The sequence below is a fragment of the Rhodococcus sp. RS1C4 genome, from assembly GCF_002258225.1.
Classification (GTDB): domain Bacteria; phylum Actinomycetota; class Actinomycetes; order Mycobacteriales; family Mycobacteriaceae; genus Rhodococcoides; species Rhodococcoides fascians_E.
Genome location: NZ_NOXZ01000023.1, coordinates 40899 through 66766, shown reverse-complemented (window position 1 = coordinate 66766; position 25868 = coordinate 40899). Strand labels below are relative to the sequence as shown.

At 64.9% G+C, this 25868-nt stretch carries 23 protein-coding genes; 8 read left to right on the top strand and 15 right to left on the bottom strand.

Going from position 1 to position 25868, the window contains the following annotated elements; translation table 11 throughout:
* Positions 1-4: 4 nt before the first annotated feature.
* On the top strand, positions 5-613 hold the full coding sequence (locus CH289_RS11060; RefSeq protein WP_094713674.1) for a GNAT family N-acetyltransferase: 609 nt from the start codon (positions 5-7) through the stop codon (positions 611-613).
* A gap of 2 nt (positions 614-615) precedes the next feature.
* Here CH289_RS11060 and CH289_RS11055 read toward each other — a convergent pair whose 3' ends face one another.
* Positions 616-1548: an aldo/keto reductase gene (locus CH289_RS11055; RefSeq protein WP_026347378.1), complete on the bottom strand. Its 933-nt coding sequence runs from the start codon at positions 1546-1548 to the stop codon at positions 616-618.
* A 310-nt stretch (positions 1549-1858) separates the two neighbouring features.
* Here CH289_RS11055 and CH289_RS11050 point away from each other — a divergent pair, with 310 nt between their 5' ends.
* On the top strand, positions 1859-2671 hold the full coding sequence (locus tag CH289_RS11050) for an alpha/beta fold hydrolase (protein ID WP_094727911.1): 813 nt from the start codon (positions 1859-1861) through the stop codon (positions 2669-2671).
* Here the strand turns inward: CH289_RS11050 and CH289_RS11045 are convergent.
* Positions 2657-4405 carry a helix-turn-helix domain-containing protein gene (locus CH289_RS11045; protein ID WP_094727910.1) on the bottom strand — a complete coding sequence of 583 codons (1749 nt, stop codon included), beginning with the start codon at positions 4403-4405 and terminating at the stop codon, positions 2657-2659. The two genes, CH289_RS11050 and CH289_RS11045, sit on opposite strands and share 15 nt — an antisense overlap.
* 71 nt (positions 4406-4476) lie before the next feature.
* On the opposite strand from CH289_RS11045, the gene CH289_RS11040 reads away from it, so the two are divergent.
* Positions 4477-5850: an FAD-binding oxidoreductase gene (locus tag CH289_RS11040; RefSeq protein WP_020111073.1), complete on the top strand. Its 1374-nt coding sequence runs from the start codon at positions 4477-4479 to the stop codon at positions 5848-5850.
* A 44-nt stretch (positions 5851-5894) separates the two neighbouring features.
* Here CH289_RS11040 and lpdA read toward each other — a convergent pair whose 3' ends face one another.
* The 6 genes from lpdA to CH289_RS11010 form a co-directional block, all read right to left on the bottom strand.
* Complete coding sequence (lpdA, locus tag CH289_RS11035; protein ID WP_020111074.1) at positions 5895-7235, bottom strand: dihydrolipoyl dehydrogenase; 1341 nt, start codon at positions 7233-7235, stop codon at positions 5895-5897.
* The gene (locus CH289_RS11030; RefSeq protein ID WP_019662794.1) at positions 7232-8467 is read right to left on the bottom strand and encodes a dihydrolipoamide acetyltransferase family protein; all 1236 of its coding nucleotides are present in this window, start codon (positions 8465-8467) and stop codon (positions 7232-7234) included. Before CH289_RS11030 ends, lpdA begins: the two co-directional genes overlap by 4 nt.
* Positions 8464-9465, bottom strand: coding sequence for an alpha-ketoacid dehydrogenase subunit beta (locus tag CH289_RS11025; protein ID WP_019662793.1), 1002 nt, complete (start codon positions 9463-9465; stop codon positions 8464-8466). Before CH289_RS11025 ends, CH289_RS11030 begins: the two co-directional genes overlap by 4 nt.
* Positions 9462-10565 (bottom strand): pyruvate dehydrogenase (acetyl-transferring) E1 component subunit alpha, encoded by a 1104-nt coding sequence (pdhA, locus tag CH289_RS11020; RefSeq protein WP_020111075.1) that lies wholly within the window; start codon positions 10563-10565, stop codon positions 9462-9464. Before pdhA ends, CH289_RS11025 begins: the two co-directional genes overlap by 4 nt.
* A 115-nt stretch (positions 10566-10680) precedes the next feature.
* Entirely contained in the window at positions 10681-12036 is a 1356-nt protein-coding gene (locus CH289_RS11015) for an MFS transporter (RefSeq protein ID WP_037198729.1), read from the bottom strand.
* Positions 12037-12200: 164 nt separating this feature from the next.
* Positions 12201-12662, bottom strand: a complete 462-nt coding sequence (locus CH289_RS11010; protein ID WP_019662790.1) for a carboxymuconolactone decarboxylase family protein — start codon at positions 12660-12662, stop codon at positions 12201-12203.
* 23 nt (positions 12663-12685) lie between these two features.
* Here CH289_RS11010 and pdxR point away from each other — a divergent pair, with 23 nt between their 5' ends.
* A complete protein-coding gene (gene pdxR / locus CH289_RS11005; protein ID WP_141216378.1) occupies positions 12686-14125 on the top strand; it encodes a MocR-like pyridoxine biosynthesis transcription factor PdxR in 1440 nt (479 codons plus the stop codon).
* Here pdxR and CH289_RS11000 read toward each other — a convergent pair.
* From CH289_RS11000 to CH289_RS10980, 5 genes are all read right to left on the bottom strand, one after another.
* A complete protein-coding gene (locus tag CH289_RS11000) occupies positions 14097-15071 on the bottom strand; it encodes an alpha/beta hydrolase (protein WP_019662788.1) in 975 nt (324 codons plus the stop codon). The two genes, pdxR and CH289_RS11000, sit on opposite strands and share 29 nt — an antisense overlap.
* A gap of 154 nt (positions 15072-15225) precedes the next feature.
* Entirely contained in the window at positions 15226-15957 is a 732-nt protein-coding gene (locus tag CH289_RS10995; protein ID WP_037183266.1) for an SDR family oxidoreductase, read from the bottom strand.
* Positions 15954-16976 carry a phosphotransferase family protein gene (locus CH289_RS10990; protein ID WP_019662786.1) on the bottom strand — a complete coding sequence of 341 codons (1023 nt, stop codon included), beginning with the start codon at positions 16974-16976 and terminating at the stop codon, positions 15954-15956. The genes CH289_RS10995 and CH289_RS10990 overlap by 4 nt, the downstream gene beginning before the upstream one ends.
* A complete protein-coding gene (locus tag CH289_RS10985) occupies positions 16973-18187 on the bottom strand; it encodes an acyl-CoA dehydrogenase family protein (protein ID WP_094727909.1) in 1215 nt (404 codons plus the stop codon). The genes CH289_RS10990 and CH289_RS10985 overlap by 4 nt, the downstream gene beginning before the upstream one ends.
* An 86-nt stretch (positions 18188-18273) precedes the next feature.
* Positions 18274-19683: a GGDEF domain-containing protein gene (locus CH289_RS10980; protein WP_094727908.1), complete on the bottom strand. Its 1410-nt coding sequence runs from the start codon at positions 19681-19683 to the stop codon at positions 18274-18276.
* Between the two features lie 79 nt (positions 19684-19762).
* Here CH289_RS10980 and CH289_RS10975 point away from each other — a divergent pair, with 79 nt between their 5' ends.
* The 4 genes from CH289_RS10975 to CH289_RS10960 all read left to right on the top strand — a co-directional run bounded on the left by CH289_RS10975 (position 19763) and on the right by CH289_RS10960 (position 24000).
* Positions 19763-20260: a hypothetical protein gene (locus CH289_RS10975; protein ID WP_019662783.1), complete on the top strand. Its 498-nt coding sequence runs from the start codon at positions 19763-19765 to the stop codon at positions 20258-20260.
* 9 nt (positions 20261-20269) lie between these two features.
* Positions 20270-20611 (top strand): DUF1801 domain-containing protein, encoded by a 342-nt coding sequence (locus CH289_RS10970; RefSeq protein WP_020111080.1) that lies wholly within the window; start codon positions 20270-20272, stop codon positions 20609-20611.
* A gap of 120 nt (positions 20612-20731) precedes the next feature.
* Positions 20732-21973, top strand: a complete 1242-nt coding sequence (locus tag CH289_RS10965; RefSeq protein ID WP_020111081.1) for an ATP-grasp domain-containing protein — start codon at positions 20732-20734, stop codon at positions 21971-21973.
* A gap of 41 nt (positions 21974-22014) precedes the next feature.
* On the top strand, positions 22015-24000 hold the full coding sequence (locus CH289_RS10960; protein ID WP_094727907.1) for a hypothetical protein: 1986 nt from the start codon (positions 22015-22017) through the stop codon (positions 23998-24000).
* 15 nt (positions 24001-24015) lie between these two features.
* On the opposite strand, the gene CH289_RS10955 is transcribed toward CH289_RS10960, so the two are convergent.
* Positions 24016-24420, bottom strand: coding sequence for a MarR family winged helix-turn-helix transcriptional regulator (locus CH289_RS10955; RefSeq protein WP_037183275.1), 405 nt, complete (start codon positions 24418-24420; stop codon positions 24016-24018).
* Positions 24417-25841 carry an MFS transporter gene (locus tag CH289_RS10950; RefSeq protein ID WP_094727906.1) on the bottom strand — a complete coding sequence of 475 codons (1425 nt, stop codon included), beginning with the start codon at positions 25839-25841 and terminating at the stop codon, positions 24417-24419. The genes CH289_RS10955 and CH289_RS10950 overlap by 4 nt, the downstream gene beginning before the upstream one ends.
* Positions 25842-25868 lie beyond the last annotated feature (27 nt).

The window sequence follows — 25868 nt, the reverse complement described above, 5'->3', positions numbered from 1 at the left end:
ACTCTTGACTGGCCGAATCGTCACCGCGACCATCGCCGACGCCGCCACCTGCGGCTCGGTTCTGGCCGACGCCTTCCGCGACGATCCGTTGATGGCGACCATCTGGCCCGATCGCGCGCGACGGCACGCGGCTTTGACCGGCTACTTCACCGCGTCGCTGCGGCACTTTCACATCGCCGGAGGCGGGGTGCGGTTCGTCGAGGAGGACGGGGCAGCCGTTGCCGTCGAGGTGTGGGATCCGCCCGGTCGGCAGCACTCGTCGCTGCTGCGCACCGCGCGCGCGTTGCCGGCGCTGCTTCCCGCGTTGCGGACCCGAGTCGGCGCGGCGGTGGGAGTCAGGTCGACGCTCGATGCCCATCATCCTTCCGAACCGGCGTGGTATCTGGCGAATCTGGGTAGTACCCAGTCGGCTCGGGGCCGGGGCTTCGTCTCGACGCTCCTGCTCGACCGGCTCGCGCGCTGCGATTCGGACGGCGACGACGCCTATCTCGTGTGCACGTCGGCCGACAACGTCACCTTCTACGAGAAGTTCGGGTTCGAGGTGACCGAGACGTTCCCGTTGGCGTCGGGCGCCGTGATGACGTCGATGTGGCGGCGCCCGGCCGGGAGCTGAGGTCAGCCGTTGTTCTCGGGAAGTCCGCTCTGCCAGGACACGTCGTGCACATCTGCGGTCAGAGCCAGCACTGCATCGAGGACGTCGGTGTCGATGGGTTCCGTCGCGGCGCGGATAGCGGAATCGAGGTGATGGACTTTGGTCGTGCCGATCACGGTTGTCGGGCAGCCGGATCGTTGCAGCGAGAACTGATTGGCGAGGAACGAGATGTCCTGTCCGTTGTCCGCCGCCCACTGGCGAGCCCGTGCGGCCGCCGCCTTGACGTCGTCGGTCGCGGGAATGTGCGGCTTGACGCCTCCGGGTGTCAGCAGGCCCAATCCCACTGCCGCAGCGTTGATCACGCCGACGCCTCGCTCGTCGCACACGGGCTTCAATGCGGTCGCGAGTTCGGTGTTGAGCAGCGTGTAGTGCGCGTAGGACAGAATGACGTCGAGGTCGGTCTCGGTGACAGCGCGCGTCAACGTGTGCATCGGGTACCCGGTCATGCCGATGTAGCGGCACAATCCCTCGTCCTTCAGCTTCACCAGTTCCGCGTAGGAGTCCTCGAACACCGGGGACAACGGCACGAATTCGATGTCGTGGAGTTGCAGCACATCCACGTAGTCCGTGCGGAGCAGCTTCAGGCTGGTGTGGATGCTTTCCCGTAGTTTCCGTGGCGAGAAGTCGAAGTCCTCGTTGCCGTATCGGCCGGCCTTCGTGCCGATCAGGACGTCCTCGCGCCTGCCCGCCAAGGCTGCGCCGAGCCGTTCCTCCGCCAGGCCCCCGCCGTAGTACGGCGACGAGTCGAAGAAATTGATCCCGGCATCCAGGGCATGGTGCACCGACGCGATGGCCTGATCCTCGTCGGCAGATCCGAACATGTCTCCGAGCGGCGCGGTCCCGAAGGACACCTCGGACACCTCGAGGTCGGTCCGACCCAGCTTGTTGTAGCGCATGGTGAGCAAGTATTCAGCGCCGATCACCGCATTCGCAACGTCACAGTCCCTCAAATTCCCCTCGAGGCGACACCCGGCAACTTGCCACTCTTTTTCCCGACGTGACACGCGTGCTCGGACCTGAAAGCGTGTGCGAACTCCGGAAAAACTGTGCGAAGACCACCGGACCAGTGGCGCCGCAGGCAGGACTACCGAGCCGTCGCCCGATCGACGACCTGACCGCGCCGGTGTGATGCGCTCGGTAGAGGAATCCTCCATGTCGTAGGTGCCTGATCCGTGGTTGCATCGGGAGCGACCCGAAGGAGTGCCCATGCCCACCGTCGTCACCAACGACAATGTGACTCTGAACTACATCGACGAGGGCGCCGGGCCCGTGATCGTTCTGATCGCAGGTTTCTGCGCTCCTGCGACGACGTGGGTGATGCAGCAGGACGCACTGGTGAAAGCCGGTTATCGAGTTCTTGCTCTGGACCGCCGAGGGCATGGTGACTCGGAGTCTCCCGAGCACGGTGCCACGATGGCCAGGCACGGTCAGGACGTCGAGAATGTGCTCGCGTCGCTTGGCGTCGACGATGCTGTGCTGTGTGGTGGCTCCATGGGCGCGAGCACCATCTGGTCGTACGTCTCGCAGTTCGGGACCGGCCGTGTGAAGGCCGTCGTGTCGGTGGATCAGACCCCGAAGATGATCAACGATGCCGAATGGTCCAACGGGTTCTACGGATTGACCGACTCCAACAAGGACACGTTCTTCGCCGACGGGGTACCGGACACGGGCAAGGGTCTGCCGAAGTGGAAGTCCGCGTTGCCAATTCTGAAGCTCGTCGCGAAGCTCCGCGCGATGCCGAAGATGGTCTCACCCGATACGCCACCGATGAAAGCGCTTCTGCACGATCACGCAGTAGCGGACTGGCGCGAGGTCGTTGCCACCGTCGACGTCCCGGTACTGATGGTCGCCGGTCGGGAGAGCCAGTTCTGGCCGTGTACGCACGCAGCGGACTCCATTGCCGGAAACCCACTCGGACGCTCCGTGGTGCTGGAGAACTGCGGTCACGCGTCCAACATGGACCGCCCCAAGGACTTCAACGCTGCGCTGCTGGACTTTCTCGGTTCACTTCCCCAATAGATCCGCGCTTCGTCGGAGTCGCATCAGCACCTGCAGGTCCAGTGCCTTGTCCGGGTCACGCCATTGGGAACCGATGAGCCGGTCTATGGCGTCGAGTCGTTGGTAAAGCGTGTTGACGTGCACTCCAAGGCTTGCTGCGGTGGCCGAATGGTGACGCCCGTGGGCGAGGTACACCGACAGCGATTCGAGCAACGGTACGCCCCGCTTGCTCTGCTCGGCCATCAGCGGACCCAGTTGCTCCTCGGTCAGTTCGTCGAGATGCTCACGAGCCATGTGGCTCAGCAGGATTCGGTAGATACCGAGTCCGCGTGCCGACGACACCTCGCCATCTCGTCCGAGCGTGATCAACACGTCGACGGTCTGCTGAGCCTCGCGGTATGCAGCCGCCAGTGCGACCGCTCCGCGGGCAGGCTCCGAGATCCCCACCGTTGCACCCGTCGTGAACATCGGCCGAACCACAGCCGATTCCTGCGCGGGCACCGCGACCAGCACCCTCGAACCATGTTCTGCCACAACCGTACCCACCGGGAATTCCGATCTGCCGATCTCGGTACGGGACACCAGACCCTGTGCGACGGCGATGCAGTACGAGGCACCCGGGGACAGGCCGGCAAGGCGAAGTTGCCGTCGCTCGTCGTCGGTGGTCGATGCCGGATGAGAGAGCAGATCGACCAGAAACGCGTCCTGCGCCCGCCTGGCGGCTTCGGCCGCCGCGCGCTCCTCGGCGAGCGACAACGCGATGGCGGGCACCGCGCGGTCCAGGAGCAGCCGCGTCTGCTGATCGTCCGGACCCACCGAGATCAGGACACCGAGAAACTCGCCCGCAGCGGCAACACGGTGGGCAACGACGACGTCGTCGGCGACGATGTCGGCGCCGTCGCGGCATTGCCCGAACAGGATCTCGACTGGAACGACCCGTTCCTCCAGAGACTCCGGAACAGACGAGGCGTCGGTGAGAAAGAACGCCGGTCGACCGGACAGAGTCGCCACCTCCCGAACGAGACGACCCACCCCACCCCCGCGCAGCACCACCTGAGTCAGCGTCCTGTCCCACTGCAGTGTCTGTTCCAGTTCGGCGGTCCGTGCCGACAGCTCGGCGTTCACCACTTCGAGCCGTTCGATGGCGCGGACGTTCTCGATGGCAATCGCAGCGTGCGCGGCAAGAGCGGACAGCAATGCGATCTCACTGTCCGCGAAGTCACGCTCCTGACGCTTGCACGCGAACAACGCACCGATGACCCGATCCCCTACCTTCAGCGGTACCCCGAGCAGCCCCCGCATGTTCTCCGACCGCGCCGCGCTGTCCGCACCGGTGATGTGCCGGAACGCCGGCTCGCTCTGATAGTCGGGCGTCCACGACGGCGACGCTCCGCGCACGATGACGCCCACCAACCCCTCGTCCTGAGCCAACCGGATCCCGATCAGATTCGGAGTCAGAGCACCGCTGGTGACCTCGATGACGAATTCGTCGTCGTACACCGAGCCCATGTAGGCGAGGTCGACTCCCAACAACCGGCGCGCCTGGTCGACGACCTCCTGAAGCAGGACACGGTCGTCACGTGCCGTCGTCAACCGCACTGCGATGTCGTTCAGAGCCGCCAGCTCGGTGCTGCGTTGGCGACGCTGGTCCAGCAACGCACGAAGCCGCAGGGCAGCGTGCGCGTCGGGACCGGGGAAGGCGAGGCGATGCGCCTCGAGCTCGTCGATCGAAGCGTCGTCGAGCAGCAAATCCATCCATGATCTATCCGACGCCATGGACAGAACCTACATTGGTGGAGACCCAGCTCACAGATAAACTCGGAGACATGACGCTCGTCGAACAGCTGTTGGACTCCCTTCCCGCGGACCGCATCGTCGTCGATCCGGACGTGATCGCGTCCTACCAACACGACGAGGCCGAGTGGGCTCCGTACGCCGTGCCGGTGGCGGTCGTCCGGCCGCGGACCGCAGAAGAAGTCCAGGCCGTCGTACGAGCCTGTCTGACGCACGGCGCCCCCGTCGTCACGCGCGGCGCCGGCACCGGACTGTCCGGCGGAGCCAACGCGACCGAAGGGTGCGTCGTTCTCGCCCTCGACGGTATGGACGCCATCAAGGAGATAGATCCGCTGGAGCGGTACGCCGTCGTCGAACCGGGCGTCGTCAACGACCACCTGCGGGCCGCCTGTGCAGAACAGGGACTGTGGTATCCGCCGGACCCGGCCAGCGCACCCTGGTCCACCATCGGCGGCAACGTCGCCACCAACGCCGGAGGCCTGTGCTGCGTCAAATACGGCGTCACCCGCGATTACGTCATGGGCATGCAGGTGGTCACCGGAACCGGCGAGCTGGTCCGGCTCGGACGCAAGACCGCCAAAGGTGTTGCCGGATACGATCTTGCCGGACTGATGGTCGGGTCGGAAGGAACCCTCGGCATCATCACCGAGGTCACCGTCAAACTGCGGCCCCTGCAAGATCCCCAGCGGACGATCGCCGGATACTTCGACTCGATCGTCGACGCCGGAAGAGCCGTAGCTGCCGTTGCCGCAGCGGGACTCACGCCGTCCGCGCTGGAACTGATCGACAAACAATGCCTCATCGCCGTCGACGCCTGGAAGAACATGGGCCTCTCGGTCGAAGCGAACGTCGTCCTGCTCGGCCGGATCGACGACCCAGGAATCGTCGGGGACCAAGAAGCAGAGAAGATGCTGTCCTGCTTCGAGGAAGCAGGTGCCACGTGGTCGGCCGTCTCGACCGACCAGGAGGAGGCCGACGCCTTGTTCGCAGCACGGCGACTGGCCTACCCCGCGATGGAGCGCCTCGGACCGGTCCTCACCGAGGACGTGTGTGTCCCGAAGAGACATGTGCCGGAAATGCTCTCACGGATCGAGCAGATCGGCCGGCGGTACGAGACCACGATCGCCAACATCGCCCACGCGGGCGACGGCAACCTGCACCCTCTGCTGATCACCCCGCACGACGATCTTCCTGCGCGCGAACGCGCGCAAACTGCTTTCGCCGAGATCATCGACGCAGCATTGGAACTCGGCGGCACCGTCACCGGTGAACACGGCGTCGGGTTGCTCAAGATGGACGGACTGGTTCAGGAACTCGACCCGATCGTCCTCGACATGCACCGCTCGGTGAAGAACGCCCTCGACCCACACGGCATCTTGAATCCGGGCAAGGTCTTCTCTATGTGAGTGGAAATGCAGGCCCTGGCCTACATTTCCACTCACATAGGGGGTCAGTGCGCGTGCAGCGGCTTCCCCGCCAGTGCGAGGTGAGCTTCCCCGAAGGCCTCGGACTGCGTTGGGTGAGCGTGGATCAGGTGCGCGACTTCCTCGGGGTATGCGCCCCAGTTGACGACCAACTGCGCCTCACCGATCAATTCGCCCACGCGTGCGCCGACCATGTGAATGCCGACGATGGAGCCCCCGGCCCGCACCAGCTTGACCCCGCCCGACGCGCCGAGGATCTGACTCTTGCCGTTGCCGGCGAGGTCGTAGACGACGGAATCCGCAGAACCGTGACGCTCGATCGCCTGCGCTTCCGTCAGTCCGACGGACGCGATTTCGGGGTTCGAGTACGTGACCCGGGGGATGTTCTCGTCGGGGACTGCGGTGGGCTTCAGACCCGCGATGTGCTCGGCGACGAAGATGCCATGCTGAAATCCTCTGTGCGCCAGCTGTGGTCCACGCACGATGTCACCGACGGCGTAGACGCCGTCGTCCGAGGTCATCAGGTTGCCGTCGACGCCGACGAATCCCGAATCCATCGAGACGCCGCCGAGGTCGGACGTAGTGGGCCCGCGCCCGACCGCGACCAACAGAACATCGGCATCGAGCGTCTCCCCGGAGTCGAGGGTCACCGTCACACCGTCGGGGGTTTCCTTGACGCCGGTGAACGGCGACGATGTCCGTGCGACGATGCCGCGTTTTTTGAAGGCGCGGGTGAGCTGTTTGGACGCCCACTCGTCCTCGGCTGCAACCAGTCGGGGCAGTGCTTCGACGATGGTCACCTCGACGCCGAACGATGCCCACACACTGGCGAATTCGACGCCGATGACTCCCCCGCCCAGCACGATGGCCCGCTTCGGGACGTAGTCGAGGGTCAACGCCTGGTCGCTGGTCAGCACTCGCGGCCCGAGTTCGATTCCGGGGAGCACCTTCGCGTACGACCCAGTCGCGAGGACAACCGATGATCCGGTGATCCTGCGGCCGTCCACGTCGACGGTCTTGTTTCCGACGTATTTACCTGTACCGCTGACGAATTCGATTTTGTGAGCCTTGACGAGGCCCTGCAAGCCCTTGTACAGCTTGGAGACCACGCCGTCCTTGTACGCGTGGACGCCGCCGATGTCGATACCCTCGAAGTTCGCACGAACCCCCACCGACGAGCTCTCCCGGGCGGTGTCCGCCACCTCCGCCGCGTGCAGGAGGGCTTTGGTCGGGATGCACCCGCGGTGCAGGCAGGTTCCTCCGACCTTGTCCTTCTCCACCAGGGTGACCGAAAGTCCCAGTTGCGCAGCACGAAATGCAGCTGCGTACCCGCCCGATCCGCCTCCGAGGACGACGACGTCGCTCATGCCAACGCCACCAGGTTCATCGGGTCGGCGAGGATCGACGCGATGTCGGCCAGGAATCTCGATCCTTGCTCACCGTCGACCAGACGGTGATCGAACGACAGGCTCAGCGTCGTGACCGAGCGCAGAGCGATCTCTCCCTCGAACTCCCACGGCTGACGACGGATCGCGCCGAAGCAGAGGATCGCTGCCTCCCCTGGGTTGAGGATCGGGGTCCCCGAATCCACACCGAAAACACCGACATTGGTGATCGTGATGGTGCCGTCGGCGAGGTCGGCCTGGCCGGTCTTGCCTTCCTTGGCCGTCACGGTCAGTTGGGTCAGCGCGTGCGCGAGGTCTTTCAGACCGAGGGTGTGTGCGTCCTTGATGTTCGGCACCATCAGGCCTCTGGGCGTCGCCGCAGCGATTCCGAGGTTGACGTAGTTCTTGGTGACGATTTCTTGGTTCTGCTCGTCCCATTCCGAGTTCAGGCTCGGATTGGAGCGCAGAGCCACCAGGAGTGCCTTGGCGACGAGAGCGAGCGGGGTGAGCTTGATGTCGCGGAAGTGCTTGGTGGCGCGCAGTTTCTCCAGCAGTTCCACCGACGGGGTCACGTCGACGGTGATGAACTCGGTGACGTGTGGCGCGGTGAAGGCGCTCGACACCATGGCTGCCGCGGTGTGTTTGCGAACTCCCTTGATGGGAGTGCGGGTTTCGTTCTTCACCGTGTCTGCGGCCGGGACGGTTCCGCGTTCGGTGTACGCCGCCAGGTCGTCCCGGGTGACCTCGCCGTGTGTACCGGTGGCCGGTACGTCCGCGAGGTCGACGCCGCGCTGCTTGGCGACGAATCGGACCGGTGGGGACGCCAGCGGTCTGCCGTTCGTGGGGGGCGGCGACGCCGGGGGCGACGGGCGACGATTGCCTCGTCGGCTCGCGCCCTCACCGGCTACGCCGTACCCGACGAGGACGGGGACGCGTTCTTCCTTCTCGGCGGGCTCTTCGACTGCGATCTCGGCCGAGCCGTCGGTTATGTCGATGATGACGTTGCCCACCTGGACGGTCGAGCCTTCCTCGGCGTGCAGCGCCGTGACGGTCCCGGCGAACGGCGATGGGAGCTCGACGGACGCCTTGGCGGTTTCCACCTCGGCTATCACCTGGTTGAGTTCGACGGTGTCACCGACCTCGACCGACCAGCTGATCAGTTCGGCCTCGGTGAGTCCTTCTCCGAGGTCGGGTAGGCGAAAGCTGTTCGTCATGCCGGGAACGTCCTGTCCACTGCGTCGAGGATCCGGTCGGCGTCGGGGAGGAAGAACTCCTCGAGCTTCGCCGCCGGGTACGGGGTGGAGAATCCACCGACGCGTTGGATGGGCGCTTCCAGACTGTAGAAGCACTGATCCTGTACTCGTGCGGCGATTTCTGCGCCGATACCCATGAACGTCGCTGCCTCGTGGGTGATGACGAGCCTGCCGGTCTTGCGGACCGATTTCGCGATGGTGTCCGTGTCCAGTGGCGAGAGCGAACGCAGATCGATCACCTCGAGCGACCGGCCCTCGCCCGCAGCGACATCCGCTGCTTGGAGGGCGGTGACGACCAGTGGGCCGTACGCGATGATCGTCGCGTCCGTGCCCTCACGGACGACCCGAGCTCGGTGCAGCGGGTACGCATCGTCGATCGGCGCAGTGACGTCGACCTCGCCCTTCTGCCAGTAGCGTCGCTTGGGCTCGAAGAACAGAACCGGGTCGTCCGACGCAATGGCCTGGCGCAGCATGACGTTGGCGTCGGCGGCATTGCTGCAGCTGACGACGCGTAGGCCGGCTGTTTGCGCGAAGTAGCCTTCCGGGGATTCGGAGTGATGTTCGACGGCACCGATTCCGCCGCCGTACGGCACTCTGATGGTCAGGGGCATCGTGACGTTGCCACCGGTGCGGTAGTGCAGCTTGGCCACCTGCGAGACGATCTGATCGAACGCCGGGTAGATGAAGCCGTCGAACTGGATTTCGACGACCGGCCGGTATCCGCGGAAGGCGAGTCCGACTGCGGTGCCCATGATTCCGGACTCGGCCAGTGGAGTGTCGATGACGCGGTTGGGTCCGAAGTCCTTCTGCAGGCCGTCGGTGATGCGGAAGACCCCGCCGAGTTTGCCGATGTCTTCGCCGAGCAGCACTACTTTGGGGTCGTCTTCCATCGCCCGACGCAGGCCTGCGTTCAGCGCTTTACCGAGCGGAAGCTGCGGGGCGGCAAGTGTCGCGGTCATGACTGAGCTCCTTCGAATCCGGCGAGATAGGTGGCGTAGGCGTCTCGTTCCTCGGCGATCAACGGATGGGGGTCTGCGTACACGTTGTCGAACACCGACATCGCCGTCGGCTCCACGGTGCCGAGGCATCCGCGGCGGAGTTCGGCTGCGGTCCAGTCGGCCCGATCCTTGACGCGTGCGCGGAGCGCGTCGTCCATCGCTCCTTCGGCGTCGAGCAGTCGCTCGATGCGGTCGATGGGGTCCTTCTTCTTCCATTCGTCGTCGACTGCCGCCGACCGGTAGCGGGTGGGATCGTCGGAAGTGGTGTGCGGTCCCATTCGGTAGGTGACGGCTTCGATCAGCATCGGTCCGCTGCCTTCGCGTGCGCGAGTCAGTGCCATCCGGGTGGCCGCAAGGACGGCCAGCACGTCGTTGCCGTCGACGCGTAGCGCGGGAACACCGAATCCACGGCCACGTTCGGCGATCGTGATGTGCGTCTGCAGAGTCACCGGCTCGGAGATTGCCCACTGGTTGTTCTGGCAGAAGAACACGACAGGGGCGTTGAAACTTGCCGCGAATCCGAATGCTTCGGAGATGTCGCCTTGGCTCGTGGCGCCGTCACCGAAGTAGGTGATGACGGCGCCGTCGGCCCCGTCGAATTTCATTCCCAGCCCGTATCCGGTGGCGTGCAGGGCCTGAGATCCGACGATGATGGCCGGCGTTGTCATGTTGTACTCGTACGGGTTCCAGCCGGATTGGGTGGAACCGCGCCAGAACCGCAACATTTCCGTCGGGTCGACGCCGCGGCAGTACGCGACCCCGTGCTCGCGGTAGCTGCCGAAGACGAAATCGTCGGGGTGCAGTGCGCGGGCGGATCCGACCTGGGCGGCTTCCTGTCCCAGCAGAGGTGCCCAGAGCCCGAGTTCTCCCTGCCGCTGGAGCGCGGTGGCCTCTGCGTCGATCCGTCGTACGACGATCAGGTCCTCGTAGAGGTCGCGGAGCTTGTCCGTCGTGATGTCCTCGACGAGGCCGGTGAATTCGGAAGGCTCGGTTCGCGTGCCTTCGGGTGTGACGAGCTGGATGAGGTCGTCATCGCTCGCTCGTGAAATTGCGGTGTCCATCTCGGCCTCCGTACAGTTGCACTGTTACCTGGAACACAATCAAGAATCATCAGAAGGATCAATAGTTCAGATTTGGATTGAGCACGTTGCACGTTTCCTGGTCACGAAAACGTGCTTATCTTGTGCGCATTGATTCCTCGCGCGGTGCGGCGACGGGGCTGGGTCGGGCACCCACACGACCGCGAAGTATCAGAACCAACGCGACGGCCAAGAGCATCACCGCGCCCACTACCCACAGCCCTGCGCGCGCGTTTCCGGTGGTGTCGAGCAGCCACCCCGTCACGTAGGGAGCGCCGAAGCCGGACATGTTGCCGACCGAGTTGATGATCGCGATTCCAGCGGCGGCACCCGCCCCCGTCAGGAACGTGCTCGGGAGGTACCAGAACACGGGGAGCGCGCAGAAGACACCGACGGCATTGACCGTCACCGCGAGCATCGTCGTGAACGGTGAGTCCATGTACAGCGCGAACGGGATGGAGACAGCGCCGACGAGGGTTGGAATCGCGACGTGCCAGGTACGTTCACCGGTCCGGTCACTGTGCCTGCTCCACAGCACCATGGCCACCGCACCGACGGCGAACGGAACGGCGACGATCAGACCCGTTGTGACGAGCGAGAAGTCGGTGTCGAACGTCTGTTTGAACCCGGCGACGATGCTGGGCAGGAAGAAACTGAGCGAGTACAGCCCGTAGGTGATACCGAAATAGACGAGGCCGAGCATCCACACCCTTGCATCGCGCAGCGCTCGAGTCACCGAGCCACTGACGTGTCCACCCTTCGCGGAGTCCTCGGACTCCAGTTCGGCCGTCAGCCATGCTTTTTCGTCGTCGTCGAGCCACTTCGCCTGAGCAGGCCGGTCGGTCAGGTAGAACCAGGTGACGACGGCGAGCAGAACCGCGGGAAGGCCTTCGACGAGGAACATCACGCGCCATCCCGAGAGCCCGAACAGCCCGTCCCAGTACTGGATGATCGCGCTGGACAGTGGCGCCCCCAGAGCCGAGGAGATCGGGAGCGCCAGCAGGAAGAGGCCCATCAACCGCACGCGGTACGCACGCGGGAACCACATCGTCATGTAGAGCAGCACGCCGGGGAAGAAGCCGGCTTCCGCGATACCCAGCAGAATGCGCAAACCGTAGAGCCAGCCCGCGGTGGGCACGAAGGCCATGCCCGCGGCGATCACTCCCCACGTCAGCATGATGCGGGCAATCCAGCGCCTGGCACCGAACCTGTGCAGCGCCAGGTTGCTCGGCACCTCGAAGAGCAGGTAGCCGATGAAGAACAGTCCGGACGCCAACCCGAACATCGTCTCGGTCAGGCCGAGCTCGTCGCTCATGGTGAGTTTCGCGAGCCCGATGTTCGTTCGGTCGAGGTAGTTGACGAAGTAGGCCAGACCCAGGAACGGAATGATCCGTCGGGCGACCTTCTTGACCACCCGCGTTTCGATATCGGGTTTCGGTGCGTCTGCAGGCATGTGTCTCGGCTTTCTCGGTGGTGAGAGTGACCTGGGACACGTTATGGGTTGGAGAGCGCTCGGCCTATGGAGGAATCGACCACTCTTGCGGTGTCGGCACGTGCAGTTTGTCCTTTCCGATCTCCGTGCTCCCCCTGAGCGACTACGTCGATTCCCACTCGCCCTCAGGCGGAGCGGCCCGGATTGTTCACACCCGGCACCAGGTGGGTGGACACGCCGATGCGGTTCCAGGCGTTGATCGTGAAGATCTGAGCCAGCAGCTGACCGATCTGGTGCTCGTCGAAGTGCTGCGCGACACGCTCGTACACCTCGTCGGACACTCCTCCCTGCGAGATGAGCGTGACCTGTTCGGTCAGCGCGAGTACCGCCTGTTCCTTCTCGTCGAAGAAGTTGCTCGCGTCTCGCCACACCGCGACGAGAGCCAAGCGCTCCTCGCTCTCGCCTGCCTTCCTGGCGTCGGTGGTGTGCATGTGCAGGCAGAACGCGCAGCCGTTGAGCTGTGACGCTCGGATCTTGATCAGTTCGGCCAAGGCTGGGTCGATGCCGTTGCGGCCGGCGACGTCGAGAGCGACGAGCGCCGTGCGCACGGCCGGGGATGCGGATGCGAAGTTGATGCGTGTTGTCATGACCGGAACGCTACGACGCCTCGATGACCGCAATAAGGTTCAATTCCGTGGCAGAAATCGTGGTCGATTCGGGGATCGACCTTCACCTGGATCTCGCCCCGACCGGCTCGCGGCGGTCCGCGCTCGGACGCGCCCTGCGCGACGCCATCGCGACCGGGCGGCTGGAGCCGGGCACCCGGTTACCGTCGTACCGCGCGTTGGCAGCCGATCTCGGCGTCGCCCGCAACACGGTCGCCGAGACCTACGGTGAGCTCGTGTCCGAAGGGTGGCTCGACGCCCGCCGAGGCTCGGGTACCCGCGTCGCGCATCGCGGAGCGGCATCGGTGCGCGCGGCGTCGTCGACGGTGCGGCCGGAGTTGCGTCCCGAGCACGACCTTCGGCCGGGCCGTCCTGATCAGTCAGCGTTTCCGCGCGCGGCGTGGATGGCCGCGGCACGCCGAGCGGTCAGCGGCGCGCCCGTCGACGCGTTCGGACCGGGCGATCCACACGGCCGACTCGAACTGAGACGCGCACTGGCCGGGTACCTCGCCCGTACCCGCGGAGTTCGCAGTGATCCGCGACGAATTCTCGTGTGTTCCGGCTTCTCTCAGACAGCGCAGATCCTCACGTCGGTCGTCTCCGGACCGTTCGCGGTCGAGTCGTACGGCCTGCCGTTCCACCGGCGCCTGTTCGACACCTCGGGCCCGACCGTGCCGATCGGCGTCGACGAGCACGGTGGCCGAACCCATGAGCCGATCGAGGCAGCTGCGCTGGTGCTCACGCCAAGCCACCAGTTCCCGACGGGCGTCTCCCTCCACCCGCAGCGAAGAACCGCGGCGGTGGACTGGGCCCGCGCCACCGACGGACTTGTCGTCGAGGACGACTACGATGGCGAATTCCGCTACGACCGAACGCCGGTGGGAGCAATGCAGGGCCTGGATCCGGATCGGGTGCTCTACGCAGGCTCGATCTCGAAGTCTCTCTCACCCGGCGTACGTGTTGGGTGGATGGCGGTGCCGGAGCACCTGCTCGACCCGATTCTGGACGCGAAAGGCGTCAGGGAGGCAACGGTGAGTGCTCTGGATCAGTTGACCCTCGCGGACTTGATCACCACCGGCGCCTACGACCGTCACGTTCGGGCGATGAGACTGAAATATCGCAGACGAAGAGACGCGCTCGTCGATGCCCTGCGGGAGCGGGTACCCGAAATCGGAACGATGGGAATCGCCGCCGGCCTACAGGCCGTCCTGACGCTTCCTCCCGGCTCGGAGTCCGACGTGCTGGCCGGTGCGAGTGAGGCCGGCCTCGCCGTCGAGGGTCTCGGCTGGTTCAGGCATCCAAGCGCCGCCGAGGTCGAGTCCGACGTCATGCCCGACGGAATCCTGGTGGGATTCTCCGCACCGAGCGACCGTGCCTTCCCTCGCGCAGTGGAGACGTTGGTCTCGGTTCTCGAACTCACAACCCGAGGCCGGCGGCGAGGGTAGGCCAGCTCTTGGGCAGTTGATCGACCCAGTACGCCCACGAGTGGGTGCCGACGTCCTCGAAATCGAAAGTGGCGGGGATGGCGAGCTCACGCAACCGGTCGTCCAGTCGATGCGTGCAGAAGTTCGATCCCACCTCGATGAGGCCACCCACCACAACGACGTCCCAGTCCTTGGCGGTCTCGAATTTCTCGTGCGGCCCCGGCAACCCGGTTCCGACGGAGACGTAGATCGATGTGCCACGCAGCGCTTCGGCGTTGACCAATACGTCGTGAGCCGCCCAGGCCGGGTCGAGCGGTCCCCCGAACATGTTGTCCGCGTTGCCACCGAAGGCCGTGACGATCCCGCGCATACTGCCCTGGCCCAACAGTTCCGCCGAGGCGAAGCAGCCACTGTACGCACCGACGGCCGAGTAGAGACTTGGGTTACGCGACGCCAGCATCATCGCCGACTGCGCACCCATCGACAAGCCGGCGATACCGTTGCGGCCGTTGCCGTCGAACTCCTCGTCGATCAGCGGCGGAAGCTCCTGCGTCAGAAAGGTTTCCCACTTGTACCGCCCGAGCTTCGGGTCGTCGCGCTGCCAGTCGGCGTAGAAGCTTCCCGGCCCGGCGAGCGGAAGCACGACGTTGACGTTCTTGTCGCGGAAGAACTCGGCAGCTCCCCCCTTGCGCAGCCACATGCTGTTGGTCGGGTCCTCCTCACCGATGCCGCTGAGCATGTACAGCGACGGACGGGGGCCGCTCTCGGTCTCCGGGGTCAACACCTGGACGTCGATGATTCGATCCATGCTCGGCGAGTACACCGCGAGCTGGGTGAGGGTGGTGCTGACGTCCACTCGACTATCGATCCTCGGGGCCGACGGTTCCGCGGCAGCGAGGGTGGGGATACCGGCCCAGCCCACGACGAGGACCGCGCAGAACACAACGAAACGCCATGCGTGAACCATGAAACCCCCGCGCTCGAGACGGCTCCGACGACCGTGTCCACCGGCAGTTTTGCACACCAAAACGATTGTGGGGCAACTTCGTCCACAGACCGGGTGGCAAACCGGCGAGTCTTCAATCGAAAGCGGGTGTACCAATCCATTCGATTGTTATCGGCTACGCTCCCAGCCCGGCCCCGGCGCGGGTGACCACCAGGCGAGGTACGACTGCACGGGAGGAGAGGGACAGGATGCCGGCCGCGAGTTCGACGATGTCGTCGACCCGAATCATGGATTCGCCGGGGATCTTGTCCTTGGTCCAGTCACTCATGTCGGTGTCGACGTAACCGGGCGCGATGGACGTTCCGCTGATGCCGTTGGCGCTTTCCTCGGCGTTCAGGGTTTCGACGAGCGACAGCATGGCCGCCTTGGTGGCGCCGTAGACGGCGAGTCCTGCTTCGGAGTAGACGCCCGCCATGGATGCGAGGGCGATGACCTTGGCTCCGTTGTCCGGGTCGGCGTCGACGGCAGTGCGCATGAGCGGGATCGAGTTCTGCAGCACGTGGAACGGCGCCCGGAGGTTGACGTCGAGTGTTTTGTCGAAGCGGCGCATCGGGTAGTCCTCGATGCGGCCTGCCGTTCCGACGCCTGCGTTGAGGACCAGTGCGTTCATGGATCCGTACGCGTTCGCGTGCGCGCCGGTGATTCGGTCGGCGGCGTCCCGGTCGGCGAGGTCGGCGGCCACCGTCACCACCTGGGGAGCACCTGCCTTCCCGAGGTCTTCGGCGACCTCCTCGAGAGCGGCGGCATCGCGCGCCGTGATCGTCAACGAGTAGCCCAGGTGCGCCATGCGAGTGGCGATTCCCAGACCGATGCCGCGCGATCCACCGGTGACCAGTGCAGATTTCACTTCTTCCCCTCGATCGCGCGGAGTCCCGACGCCATGAATTCCTGTGTTGCTTCTGCTGCCGACGCTGCCCCCGGCCCGGAGTCGGAGCCGGACAACGCTCGGTGCGTGATGCCTTCGCCGATGACGCCGAGTTTGAAGTTGGCGAGGGCAAGGTAGAAGTTCCAGTCGGACAATCCGGAACCGGTTTCTCGGCTGTACATCTCGGCGAGTTCGTCCGCGGACGGGTAGCGGTCACTGGTCCACGCCGCAGCCGTGCCGAGGACCGCGTCGAACACCGGTTGCCGGTACACGCACATCAGGGCGACGTCGGTGAGCGGGTCGCCGAGGGTGGACATCTCCCAGTCCACCACTGCGGCAACGGAACCTGGATTCCCGCGCCGGAGGATGACGTTGTCGACCCGGTAGTCGCCGTGCACGATGGACGCACCGGACGACGACGGTACCGCCGCTTCCAGTTTGTCCCGTAACTTCTCGACATCGGGGAGGTCGCGCGTCTTGACGGCTTCCCACTGGCGAGCCCATGTCTTGACCTGGCGCCCGACGAATCCCGCGGGCTTGCCGAACGAGCCGAGGCCCGCTGCGTCGTAGTCCACGTGGTGCAGGCGGGCGAGTACGCGGATCAGTTCGGACGTGTTGGCCGCGACGTCGTCGTCGGACAGGGCGTCCAGGTCCTCGCGGGTTCTGATGACCGTACCCGGGTCGAACTCGACAACAGTTGCCGGAGCGCCCAATACATCTCCGTCGCGGTCGAAGGCCACGGTCCTGGCGACGGGTACGTCGGTGGATTGCAGCGCACTGGTCACTGCCCACTCGCGGGCCATGTCGTGTGCCGACGGGGTGAGACCGCTCGTCGGGGGACGGCGAACGACCCAGGCGTTCGTGTCGTCGAACGCCTTGTAGGTGAGGTTCGATCGGCCGCCACTGATCAGTTCGACGCGCAGCTCGCCGTCGAGTGCCACGCCGTTCTCGCCGAGAAACACGGCGAGAGCGGGAGTGTTCATTCCTGGGAGTTCGGTCATTTGTCGGCGGCCTGACGCGCTGCCTTCTTGGCTGCGCCGACGACTCGTTTGGCGATGGCCCAGCGGTGTACCTCGGAGGGTCCGTCGTAGACGCGGAACGGGCGGACTTCCCTGGACAACCTGGCCAACGGCAGGTCGTCGGACACTCCGAGTCCGCCGCACATCTGAATGCTGCGGTCGACGATGCGGAAAATTGCCTCGGCCGCGTAGGTTTTGGCGATCGACGTCTCGTTCCCAGCGTGTGATCCCTGGTCGAGGGCGAAGCAGGCCTGTACCAGCAGCGCGCGCGTCGCGGCAATGTCGATCTCGTTGTCCGCGACCATTTTCTGCACCATACCGAGATCGCCGAGCGTGGATCCGAATCCCTCTCGACGCGCTACGTGATCGACGGCGATGTCGTGGCCGCGGCGGGCGGCACCGAGCCATCGCATCACGTGGGTCATGCGCGCCGGTCCCAGGCGGACCTGCGCGTAGGAGAAGCCTTCGTCGACGGCACCGAGCACGTTCTCGTCGGGGACGAAGACGCTGTCGAAGAACACCTCGCAGTGTCCACCGATCATTGCTTTGTCCAGGGTTCCGATGTGCCTGCCGACCTTGATGCCGGGGGTGTCGGCCGGCGCGAGGAACATCGTCGCACCGCCGCGGTCACCCGGCTTGCCCGCGGTCCTGGCCATGATGATGAAGAACCCGGCGCCGTCCGCGCCCGTGATGAAGTACTTCTGCCCGTCGACCTTCCATCCGCCGTCGACTTTGACTGCGGCCGTGGTCAAGGCCGACGGGTCGGAGCCTGCACCGGGGGCCGGCTCGGTCATCGCGAACGCGGAGCGCACGTCGCCGGACGCCAGGGGCGCGAGGAACTGTTCCTTCTGGCCCTGGGATGCGATGTGGGCGAGCATGTGCACGTTGCCTTCGTCGGGGGCGCCGATGTTCAGTGCAGCGGGACCGAACAGCGAGTAGCCGCCCTCTTCGAACACGGGAGCGCGATCGCTCATGTTCAGTCCGAGCCCGCCGTATTCGACGGGCGCGTGCGGCGCGAAGACGCCTGCATCCTTGGCTGCCTGCTGCAAAGAAATCCGCAGTTCGTCTCCGCCCGCATCGGCGATGTTTCCGAGGAACTTGTCCTCGATCGGCAACACCGTCTCACGAACGAACGTCCGAGTCTTGTCGATCACGGTCTGGACCTGGGGCGGATACGTCAGATCGATCGACACCGGCGCGCTCCTCGAAGTTGGGCCGACCGAGCGATCGCTCGGTCACCGTTTCAGGTTCGCACAGCCCGCCGAGAGGAGTCAAGAAATCAGCTGAGCTTCCCGACAGCCGGCCCGAGCACGGTGCTCCGCCAGTTGCCACCGCCGTCGCCCTTGGTCCGATAGAGCATCGAATCGGCGGCCTCGACCACCGCCTCGGCCGTCCTGCCGCTCCCCGCCGGGACGATGCACACTCCGACGGACATCCTGCCGTGGACGGAACTCTGCTTCCCGACGCAGCGGCGCGCGAGATCCTCGATGCCGTCCACCGTTGTCCTGGTGGCGACGATCCCGAATTCGTCGCCGCCGAGTCTGCACACGAGGTCACCGTCCTCGACGCATTCACGCAGGCACGCAGCAATTTCCGTCAGAACGCGGTCGCCGACGAGGTGGCCGTGCCCGTCGTTGACGGCTTTGAAGCCGTCGAGATCGCAGAACAGGAATGCGACGAGGTCGTCCTCGGCCTGATGCTCGAGCCGATCACGAAGTTCCGTCATCGCGAGGCTCTTGACCCCGAGTCCGGTGAGGTCGTCGCGCTCCGCGCGCAGGCGCAGGTGGTCGAGAGCGAGGTGTGATGCGCTGCGATCCTCGGCAGTGCACACGAACCTTGTGCCGTAAGCACTTTCGATGCGCTGGACCCGGACGTGCGCCCATCGTTCCTCGTCGTCCACACGTAACACGCGACGGTCCTCGACGCCTGCGTGCCTGGTCTCGGCGCCGAACACCGCGGTCAGATCGAGACCGCGGAGCTCGCACTCGATCCGCCCCGTGAGCTCCTCGAACGCCCTGTTGACCTCGACGACGGTGGAGTAGAGCCCGAGCATCGCCGTCGGAATCGGCGAATCGAGAAACACTGCGCGGTACTGCAGTTGCTGGTCCTCGGCATCACCGATCCTCGCCGCTTCCGCGATGGCTGCGCCGGCCTGGCCTGCGAACAATTCCAACATCGCGCACTGCTCGGCGTCCGGGATCAGCCCGGAGATCGGGAGATCGACGCTCAGAACACCGAGCAGCGCGTTCTCCCCGGCCCACATCGGCGCCAGAAGCGCGTACTCGGGCTGCCAGATCCTCCGCTCACCATCCGGCGATGCGGAGAGGTAGTGAGTTCGGTGCGGGTCACGATAGGACACGCCTCCGAGAGCATCGACCTCCGCCAGGTTCTCGTGGAACCGTAGTTCTCCCCACCGCTCGCATGCGTCCAGCAGACCCAGCCACACCTCGTGCGTCATCGTCTCGCCGACCATGTCGCGGACCTCGGGAGGGCCTGTCGCCGTCGAGACGACGAGGCCGCCGCCCGGAACCTTGACGTTGACGACGACGGCACCGAAACCCAGCACATCGACGACGGCTGCAGCGACGCGCGCGAGGGTGACTTCCAATCCCTCGCCGACGCCCAGGCCGCGCACGACCTCCAGGATCCGCACGAGCGAATCCCGTCGTAGCCCTACGTCGTCGATCATCGGTCGATTCTTGCAGATCCCGGGCCTGGCCTGCGGAGAACCGTTTCGATCTCACCTGCGCGTATGGCACTGTAGGTCCGTGCACGAAGCGGACAAATACCCCCAAACGACGGCCGTCGGGCACCGCACCCGCAGCCCTCGCGATATCGAATGGGTATTGACCGTCGGAGTTGCGCCGCTACTCGTTCTGGTTCTGACGATGCCGGTCGTAGCACTGATCGACCATCAGGATCTTCTTCCCGGCGCACTGGGCGACTGGAATCTGTATGCGGTGTTCGGCCTGACGGTGTTCGCTCCCATCATGATCGTCGCCTGCGTGGCGGCACTGGTGATGATCGGCGATTTTCGGGCCGGCCGGGCGGTGTCGACGTTCGGCAACATCACTGCAATCCTCGGCATGACCGTTCTCGTCACCGCCGAGATCACCGACCTGTTCCGCCCCGTCGTCGACGGCGACCCGGCCGACTGGGTCTCGGCGTTGACACCGTCGGGCACGCCGTTGTTCGTGGTGCCGTACATCGCGGTTCTCGTCGCGAACACGTACGTCGTCCTGCGATTGTGGCGCCGACGCCAGTAGTCTTTCGCCATGAGCGCAGACTGGCGGATCGACACCGTGGACACCCTCCGAGGACTGATTCTCGCCGCGGCCCCAGGCGTCACCGAGGAAGTGAAGTGGCGCAAGCCGTCCAACCCCGACGGCGTGCCCACGTTCAGCCTCGACGGGCTGCTCTGCACGCTCGAGACCTACAAGGACAAAGTCAAGGTGACCTTCGCGAAGGGCGCGTCCGTAGCCGATCCGTCGGGCATCTTCAACGCCAGCCTCGACGCCGGAACGCGCCGTGCGATCGACATCCACTCCGGAGACGTCGTCGACGAGAAAGGCTTCTCGGATCTCGTCCGCGGCGCCGTCGACGTCAACCAGCGCTAGCCCGGCGGTGACCACCGCACGTCGCGACGGGGACACGCGTGCGCGATTTGCCCTGCGCACTGCCCTCTGTACGGTGGACGGGACGACCTGACGACACGTTTCCGACGGAAAGGACCATGTATGCCGCAGCCCACACGACTGGAGAAGAATCCGGAGAAGGGCTACGTCGCACTACTGGGCTGGAGTCTCGCCGCGGTGGAGGCCCTGGATGCATTCGACCGTCGGTACGTGGTCGTGGCACCCGAATGGGCCGAGCAGTACTGCACCGAACACGACATTCCGTACATCTCCTGGAACTTCGAGCGCATCAACGACCGTTCGCTCGAGATCGCCGAGGCACTGCAGGATCGCGGTGTCGACGTCGCGATCCCGCTGTACGAGGAAACTGTCGAGTGGGCGGGTGCCATCAACTCCGTTCTGCTCGGTAATCCACGGTTGTTCGGTCAAGCGATGTTGCTGCGAGACAAGGCGCTGATGAAGCGTCGCGCGCAGCTCGGCGGCATCCGCGTCGGCATCTTCGAGGAGGCGCACGACCGAGAAGACGTCGTCCGATTCCTCCGCCGGGTCAATCAGACATTGCTCAAGCTCGACGGTGACCCCAACGATCCCATCCACCTCAAGGCCTTCGACAAGGCCGGATGCCTCGGGCACCGCGTCATCCGCACTCCCGACGAGGTCGACTCCATTCCCGACGACGAGTTCCCGGTGCTGATGGAATCGCATTTGGATGGTTGGGAATTCGCCGTCGAAGCGTGGATCCACAACGGAAAGATCAAGTTCCTCAACATCTCCGAGTACGTGACGCTCGGGTACTCGGTGTTCGTGCCCGCAACTCCGGAGCTCGAGAAGTACCGGCCGCAGATCACCGCGCAGATCGAGAAGCTCATCAAGACCTTCGACATCGAGTTCGGATTCGTGCATCCGGAATACTTCGTCACCAGCGACGGCGAGATGTACTTCGGTGAAGTCGCGTACCGGCCACCGGGCTTCAAGGTGTTCGAGCTCCTCGAGCGTGCCTACGGCTTCAACGCCTACCAAGGGCTCGCGCTGGCGTTCGACCCGAAGACCACCGAGGAAGAGATCGACGCGTTCTTCCCGACCGAGGTCGAGGACGCCACCGGCATCGCCGGCTGTTTCGGCGTGTACCCACGCCGGCGCGTCGTCAGCCACCTCGAGATTCCTGCCGAAACCGCCGAGCACGACTACTACGAAACCAACGACCTCTCGGCACCCGTCGAGGAAACCGTCACCAAGCGAACAGCTTTCGGCACGCACTGGGGTCTGCTGTACTTCTTCGGCGACGACCCGTACCGCATGCGTGACCTGCTGAAGCATCAGGAAGAACTGGACTTCTACGTGTGAGGCAAGACTTCGGGGACTTCTCGACCGGTCCGTCACAGACATTGGACCCACCCGTCGACCAGGCGCTGGTCAGTCGCGTCGCACAACTCGACCACGCCACCGAAGCATTGGCGGGGGCCCCTGAATTCTCCAAGACCACCAAGGTCAAACGTGTCCTCGACGCGCTGCATCGAGTTCTGTTGCAACGCGGTGGATGCGCAGCAGTCCGTGAACGTGCCGCAGCGTTGGACGAAGCGGGGCTGTTCACCGGTACCGACTGGGCGCATCCGGACATCCTGGTGCCCGGTTTCGTCGGGCCGTCCCTGCGCAGTGGTGTGATCGATACCGTCGTCCTCGAGGCGACGAGCGAGCTTCGACTGGTAGCAATCGCTGCAGGCGAGTACACGCACCCTTCGGTCAGTGCCGAGGACGCGAAACACTTTCTGTCGCAAGTGTTGGCGATGAACCTCGAGGTGCTGTTCTCCGCACCGTCGGAGGCCGAGCGCGTGAAGCTCGGCCGGGTCGCGCACCTCATCCGAGATCTGTTCGGCTACGTCGCCGACCAGATCGGATACGACAGCGTTCTCGACAAATTGGGCGACGAGATCTGGCGGGTACTGCGGCAGAGGCCCATTCAGGTCGACCACATCAAAGCCATGGTGACCCGCATCGCGGTGTACCGCGAGGACCCCGAGGTGGATCTCGGGGCATCGGGGCAAGGTCTGGATCGATTGATCTCGGCGTTGTTCGGTCCGACGGAGGCGTGCCGCGAGGATCCGGGCGTCGACGTGTATCGCTCACGCCTCGACGCCATGGACGCCGAGGGTCTCGAGTTCGAGGCTCGCGGGTTCGCCCGGGCCATGCACGACACCGGTCTGGTCTCGCCGTACCACGCGACGCTGGTTCGATTCCTGATCGAGCACAACACCTATCTGCTCGGTGAAGCACTCGGCGTCTCCGAGACCGGACGTACCTGCCTTCAGCGGTACCCGGAGCTGGTCCACTGCTTGATCGTCGAAGCCGTGCATCCCGATGCCGCGCAATGCCTGTACGGCATCGCCCTGATGCTCGACCGCGGCATCCTGCACCAACCGCCGATCGTGCCGTCGCTGTGGCGGCAGCTGGCGCTTCGACTGGAACCAGGCGTACGTCAGCGGCTCGTCGACGTGTTCGGCCCGACGCCGGAGCCCGAATCCCGTTTGCTCGGTGGGCTTCTGTCGATGCTCGGGCAACCGCTGGGCGTCGGGCAGGGCGACAATCCGACGTGCCAGTCCGCTCGCGCGCTGTCGATGTGGGCGTACAACGACCCGGACTACCTCCTGCAGATGGTGGTGTGGGCCGCGCGCGACGACGAGATCGTCATGCACTTCGAGGGGCAGCCACTGTCGTCGAAGGACAGCTCCGGTGGCGTGGCCACCACTGCTCCCCTCGACCTGGATCCTGTGTCGCAGCTCCTGGTTCCGCATCTGGATCGCATCTACGCAGAGATGATTCGTAGGTGCGCCGACCGCCCCGGGGATCCGCACAAGTGGGTCAACCCGGAGTTCCACGGCTGGTGGTCCGCACGCGGATTCAACATCGACGTCGATGTCGCAACGGGCAACCTGATCGACCTGGACGACTTCGTTCGGCAGTTCTACGCGTCGTACCATCTCGAATACAACGGGGGCCAACCGCTGGTGCACCCCCAGCCTGCGGGTGTCGCCGTCACCGACAGCGCCGCACGGTACATCGGGTGGCACGCCATCACGATCCTGCGCGTCGCCCCCGACCCCGACGCTGTCATGCGGGTCTACTTCTTCAACCCGAACAACGACAGCGGTCAGGACTGGGGCGACGGCGTCGTCGTCGGCACGGCCGGTAACGGCGAGAAAGCGGGCGAAGGCTCACTTCCGTTCGAGCAGTTCGCGTCTCGGCTGTACATCTTCCACACCGATCCGCTGGAGAACGGCGAGCCGGACAAGGTTCCCGCATCGGCAGTGCAGGACACCATCGGCTACATCGAACGCAGCTGGGGTGCAGACCGGATGCCGGGTACCGAGAGTTAGCACCAGGTTTGCCTGTCAGCTTCGGAGCAGCCTACCCATCAACGTCTCGAGTTGCCCCAATTCGTCGGCCGATAAATTCGCGAACTCCGCGGGCGGTGCGTTCAGTGCAGCATTCGCCCGGTCGGCCAGCTCACGTCCGGAGTCGGTGAGTTCGACGACCCTGCGCCTCCGGTCGGCAGGGTCTTCGGTGCGTACCACGTATCCACGAGATTCCAACTCTTTCAGCGTCACCGAGAGATACGGCGGGTCGGTGTTCAGTCGTTCCGCGAGCGCTCCGGCCGACAGAGGGCCGGGCACCAGTCGCCGAAGTACCTTGCACCGATAGAAGCTCTCTCCTGTCGCCGCGACCACGGCGCGGTGCGGATCGGCTCGGTCGAAGACAAGCGTACGGATGTCACCCCACACGTCCTCCGCGCTCATGCCACGAGCTCCGACGACCGATCCGCAACCCGCTCTGCTGTGCCGCGAGCCCACGAACCGGTCGTGACGAAAGCAAGTGCGAGGACGATGATTCCGGCACCAGTCATGACGAACCACGCCGAACGGGCGGCGTCGACGAACCCGTCGGCGAAGGTGCCGACGAGACCGGCGGTGACGATCGACCCCACCACTGCGACACCGAGCGATTGGCCCACCTGCCGAGACGTCGATGCCACCGCCGACGCGACTCCTGCTTGGCTACGGGGCATTCCGGACACAGCGGTGTTGGTGATGGGTGCGTTGACCATCCCGAATCCGATACCGAACACGAGGTAGGGAAGAGCAAGCCACGCGAAGGACGTCGTCGCCGTCAGCTGGGTCAGCATCAGGGACGAAACGATGAAGCCGACTCCTGCCACCACCAGCGAGATTCGAGGTCCGCGAGAGCCGGTGAGCCGACCCGATATCGGCGCGAGGATCAGCGTCATCAACGCCATCGGGAGCGTGTAGAGGCCGGCGTGCAGCGGCGAATATCCGCGCACGTCCTGCAGATACAGCGTGTTGAGGAACAGAAATCCGCCGAGCGACCCGAACGCACACACCGCGATGACGGTCGCCCCGGAGAACGGAACGCTGCGGAAGAAGCTCAGTTCCACAAGGGGTTCGGTCCGATGTGTCTCCACGTACAGGAATCCGAGGAGTGACGCCACAGCGATGGTGGCAGTGGCAAGGATCGTCGGCGAAGACCATCCCTTCGTCGGCGTCTCGATGATGGTGAACACAACGCTGGCAAGCAGCACGATCATCAACACCTGCCCGGCCGGGTCGAAGCGTCGTGCATGCGCCGCTTTGGATTCGGGAACGAATTTCCACGTCATGAACAGCGCGATCAGGCCGATCGGCACGTTCACCCAGAAGATCGACTCCCAACCCGCCGACGTGACCAGTGCGCCGCCGATGAGCGGGCCTCCCGCCATCGAGATTCCGACCACGCCACCCCACACTCCGATCGCTCCTGCGCGTTCTTTCGGATCGGTGAAGGTGTTGGTGATGATCGACATGGCCACCGGGTTCATCATCGACCCTCCGACGGCCTGCACCATGCGGAACGCGACGAGCCAGCCCAACGACGGCGCGACACTGCACAGCAACGATCCGGCGATGAACAGTGCCGTACCGATCATGAAGAACTTCTTGCGGCCGAACCGGTCCGCACTCGAGCCGCCGAGCATCAGCAGCGACGCCAGCACCAAGGTGTATGCGTCGATGATCCACTGGAGACCCGACACCGATGCCCGCAGGTCGGACCCGATCGCCGGCAGCGCGACGTTGACGATCGTGTTGTCGATGCTGACGAGAAACAAGCTCATGCAGCAGATTGCGAGCACAAGGTAGCGGTGCCGCTTGGTCAGTTCGCTCATCGAAATCCAATACTTGTAGATGCACAA

Bases quoted from the DNA above. Each gene is read 5' to 3' on its own strand.
- lpdA (WP_020111074.1), bottom strand. From the start codon at position 7,235: ATGAGCGACGTCGTCGTCCTCGGAGGCGGATCGGGCGGGTACGCAGCT.
- CH289_RS10965 (WP_020111081.1), top strand. From the start codon at position 20,732: ATGCCGCAGCCCACACGACTGGAGAAGAATCCGGAGAAGGGCTACGTC.
- CH289_RS10990 (WP_019662786.1), bottom strand. From the start codon at position 16,976: ATGACCGAACTCCCAGGAATGAACACTCCCGCTCTCGCCGTGTTTCTC.
- CH289_RS11040 (WP_020111073.1), top strand. From the start codon at position 4,477: ATGACGCTCGTCGAACAGCTGTTGGACTCCCTTCCCGCGGACCGCATC.
- CH289_RS11015 (WP_037198729.1), bottom strand. From the start codon at position 12,036: ATGCCTGCAGACGCACCGAAACCCGATATCGAAACGCGGGTGGTCAAG.
- pdhA (WP_020111075.1), bottom strand. From the start codon at position 10,565: ATGGACACCGCAATTTCACGAGCGAGCGATGACGACCTCATCCAGCTC.
- CH289_RS11000 (WP_019662788.1), bottom strand. From the start codon at position 15,071: ATGGTTCACGCATGGCGTTTCGTTGTGTTCTGCGCGGTCCTCGTCGTG.
- CH289_RS11030 (WP_019662794.1), bottom strand. From the start codon at position 8,467: ATGACGAACAGCTTTCGCCTACCCGACCTCGGAGAAGGACTCACCGAG.
- CH289_RS11025 (WP_019662793.1), bottom strand. From the start codon at position 9,465: ATGACCGCGACACTTGCCGCCCCGCAGCTTCCGCTCGGTAAAGCGCTG.
- CH289_RS10955 (WP_037183275.1), bottom strand. From the start codon at position 24,420: ATGAGCGCGGAGGACGTGTGGGGTGACATCCGTACGCTTGTCTTCGAC.
- CH289_RS11045 (WP_094727910.1), bottom strand. From the start codon at position 4,405: ATGGATTTGCTGCTCGACGACGCTTCGATCGACGAGCTCGAGGCGCAT.
- CH289_RS11055 (WP_026347378.1), bottom strand. From the start codon at position 1,548: ATGCGCTACAACAAGCTGGGTCGGACCGACCTCGAGGTGTCCGAGGTG.
- CH289_RS10950 (WP_094727906.1), bottom strand. From the start codon at position 25,841: ATGAGCGAACTGACCAAGCGGCACCGCTACCTTGTGCTCGCAATCTGC.
- CH289_RS10980 (WP_094727908.1), bottom strand. From the start codon at position 19,683: ATGATCGACGACGTAGGGCTACGACGGGATTCGCTCGTGCGGATCCTG.
- pdxR (WP_141216378.1), top strand. From the start codon at position 12,686: ATGACCGCAATAAGGTTCAATTCCGTGGCAGAAATCGTGGTCGATTCG.
- CH289_RS11010 (WP_019662790.1), bottom strand. From the start codon at position 12,662: ATGACAACACGCATCAACTTCGCATCCGCATCCCCGGCCGTGCGCACG.
- CH289_RS11050 (WP_094727911.1), top strand. From the start codon at position 1,859: ATGCCCACCGTCGTCACCAACGACAATGTGACTCTGAACTACATCGAC.
- CH289_RS10970 (WP_020111080.1), top strand. From the start codon at position 20,270: ATGAGCGCAGACTGGCGGATCGACACCGTGGACACCCTCCGAGGACTG.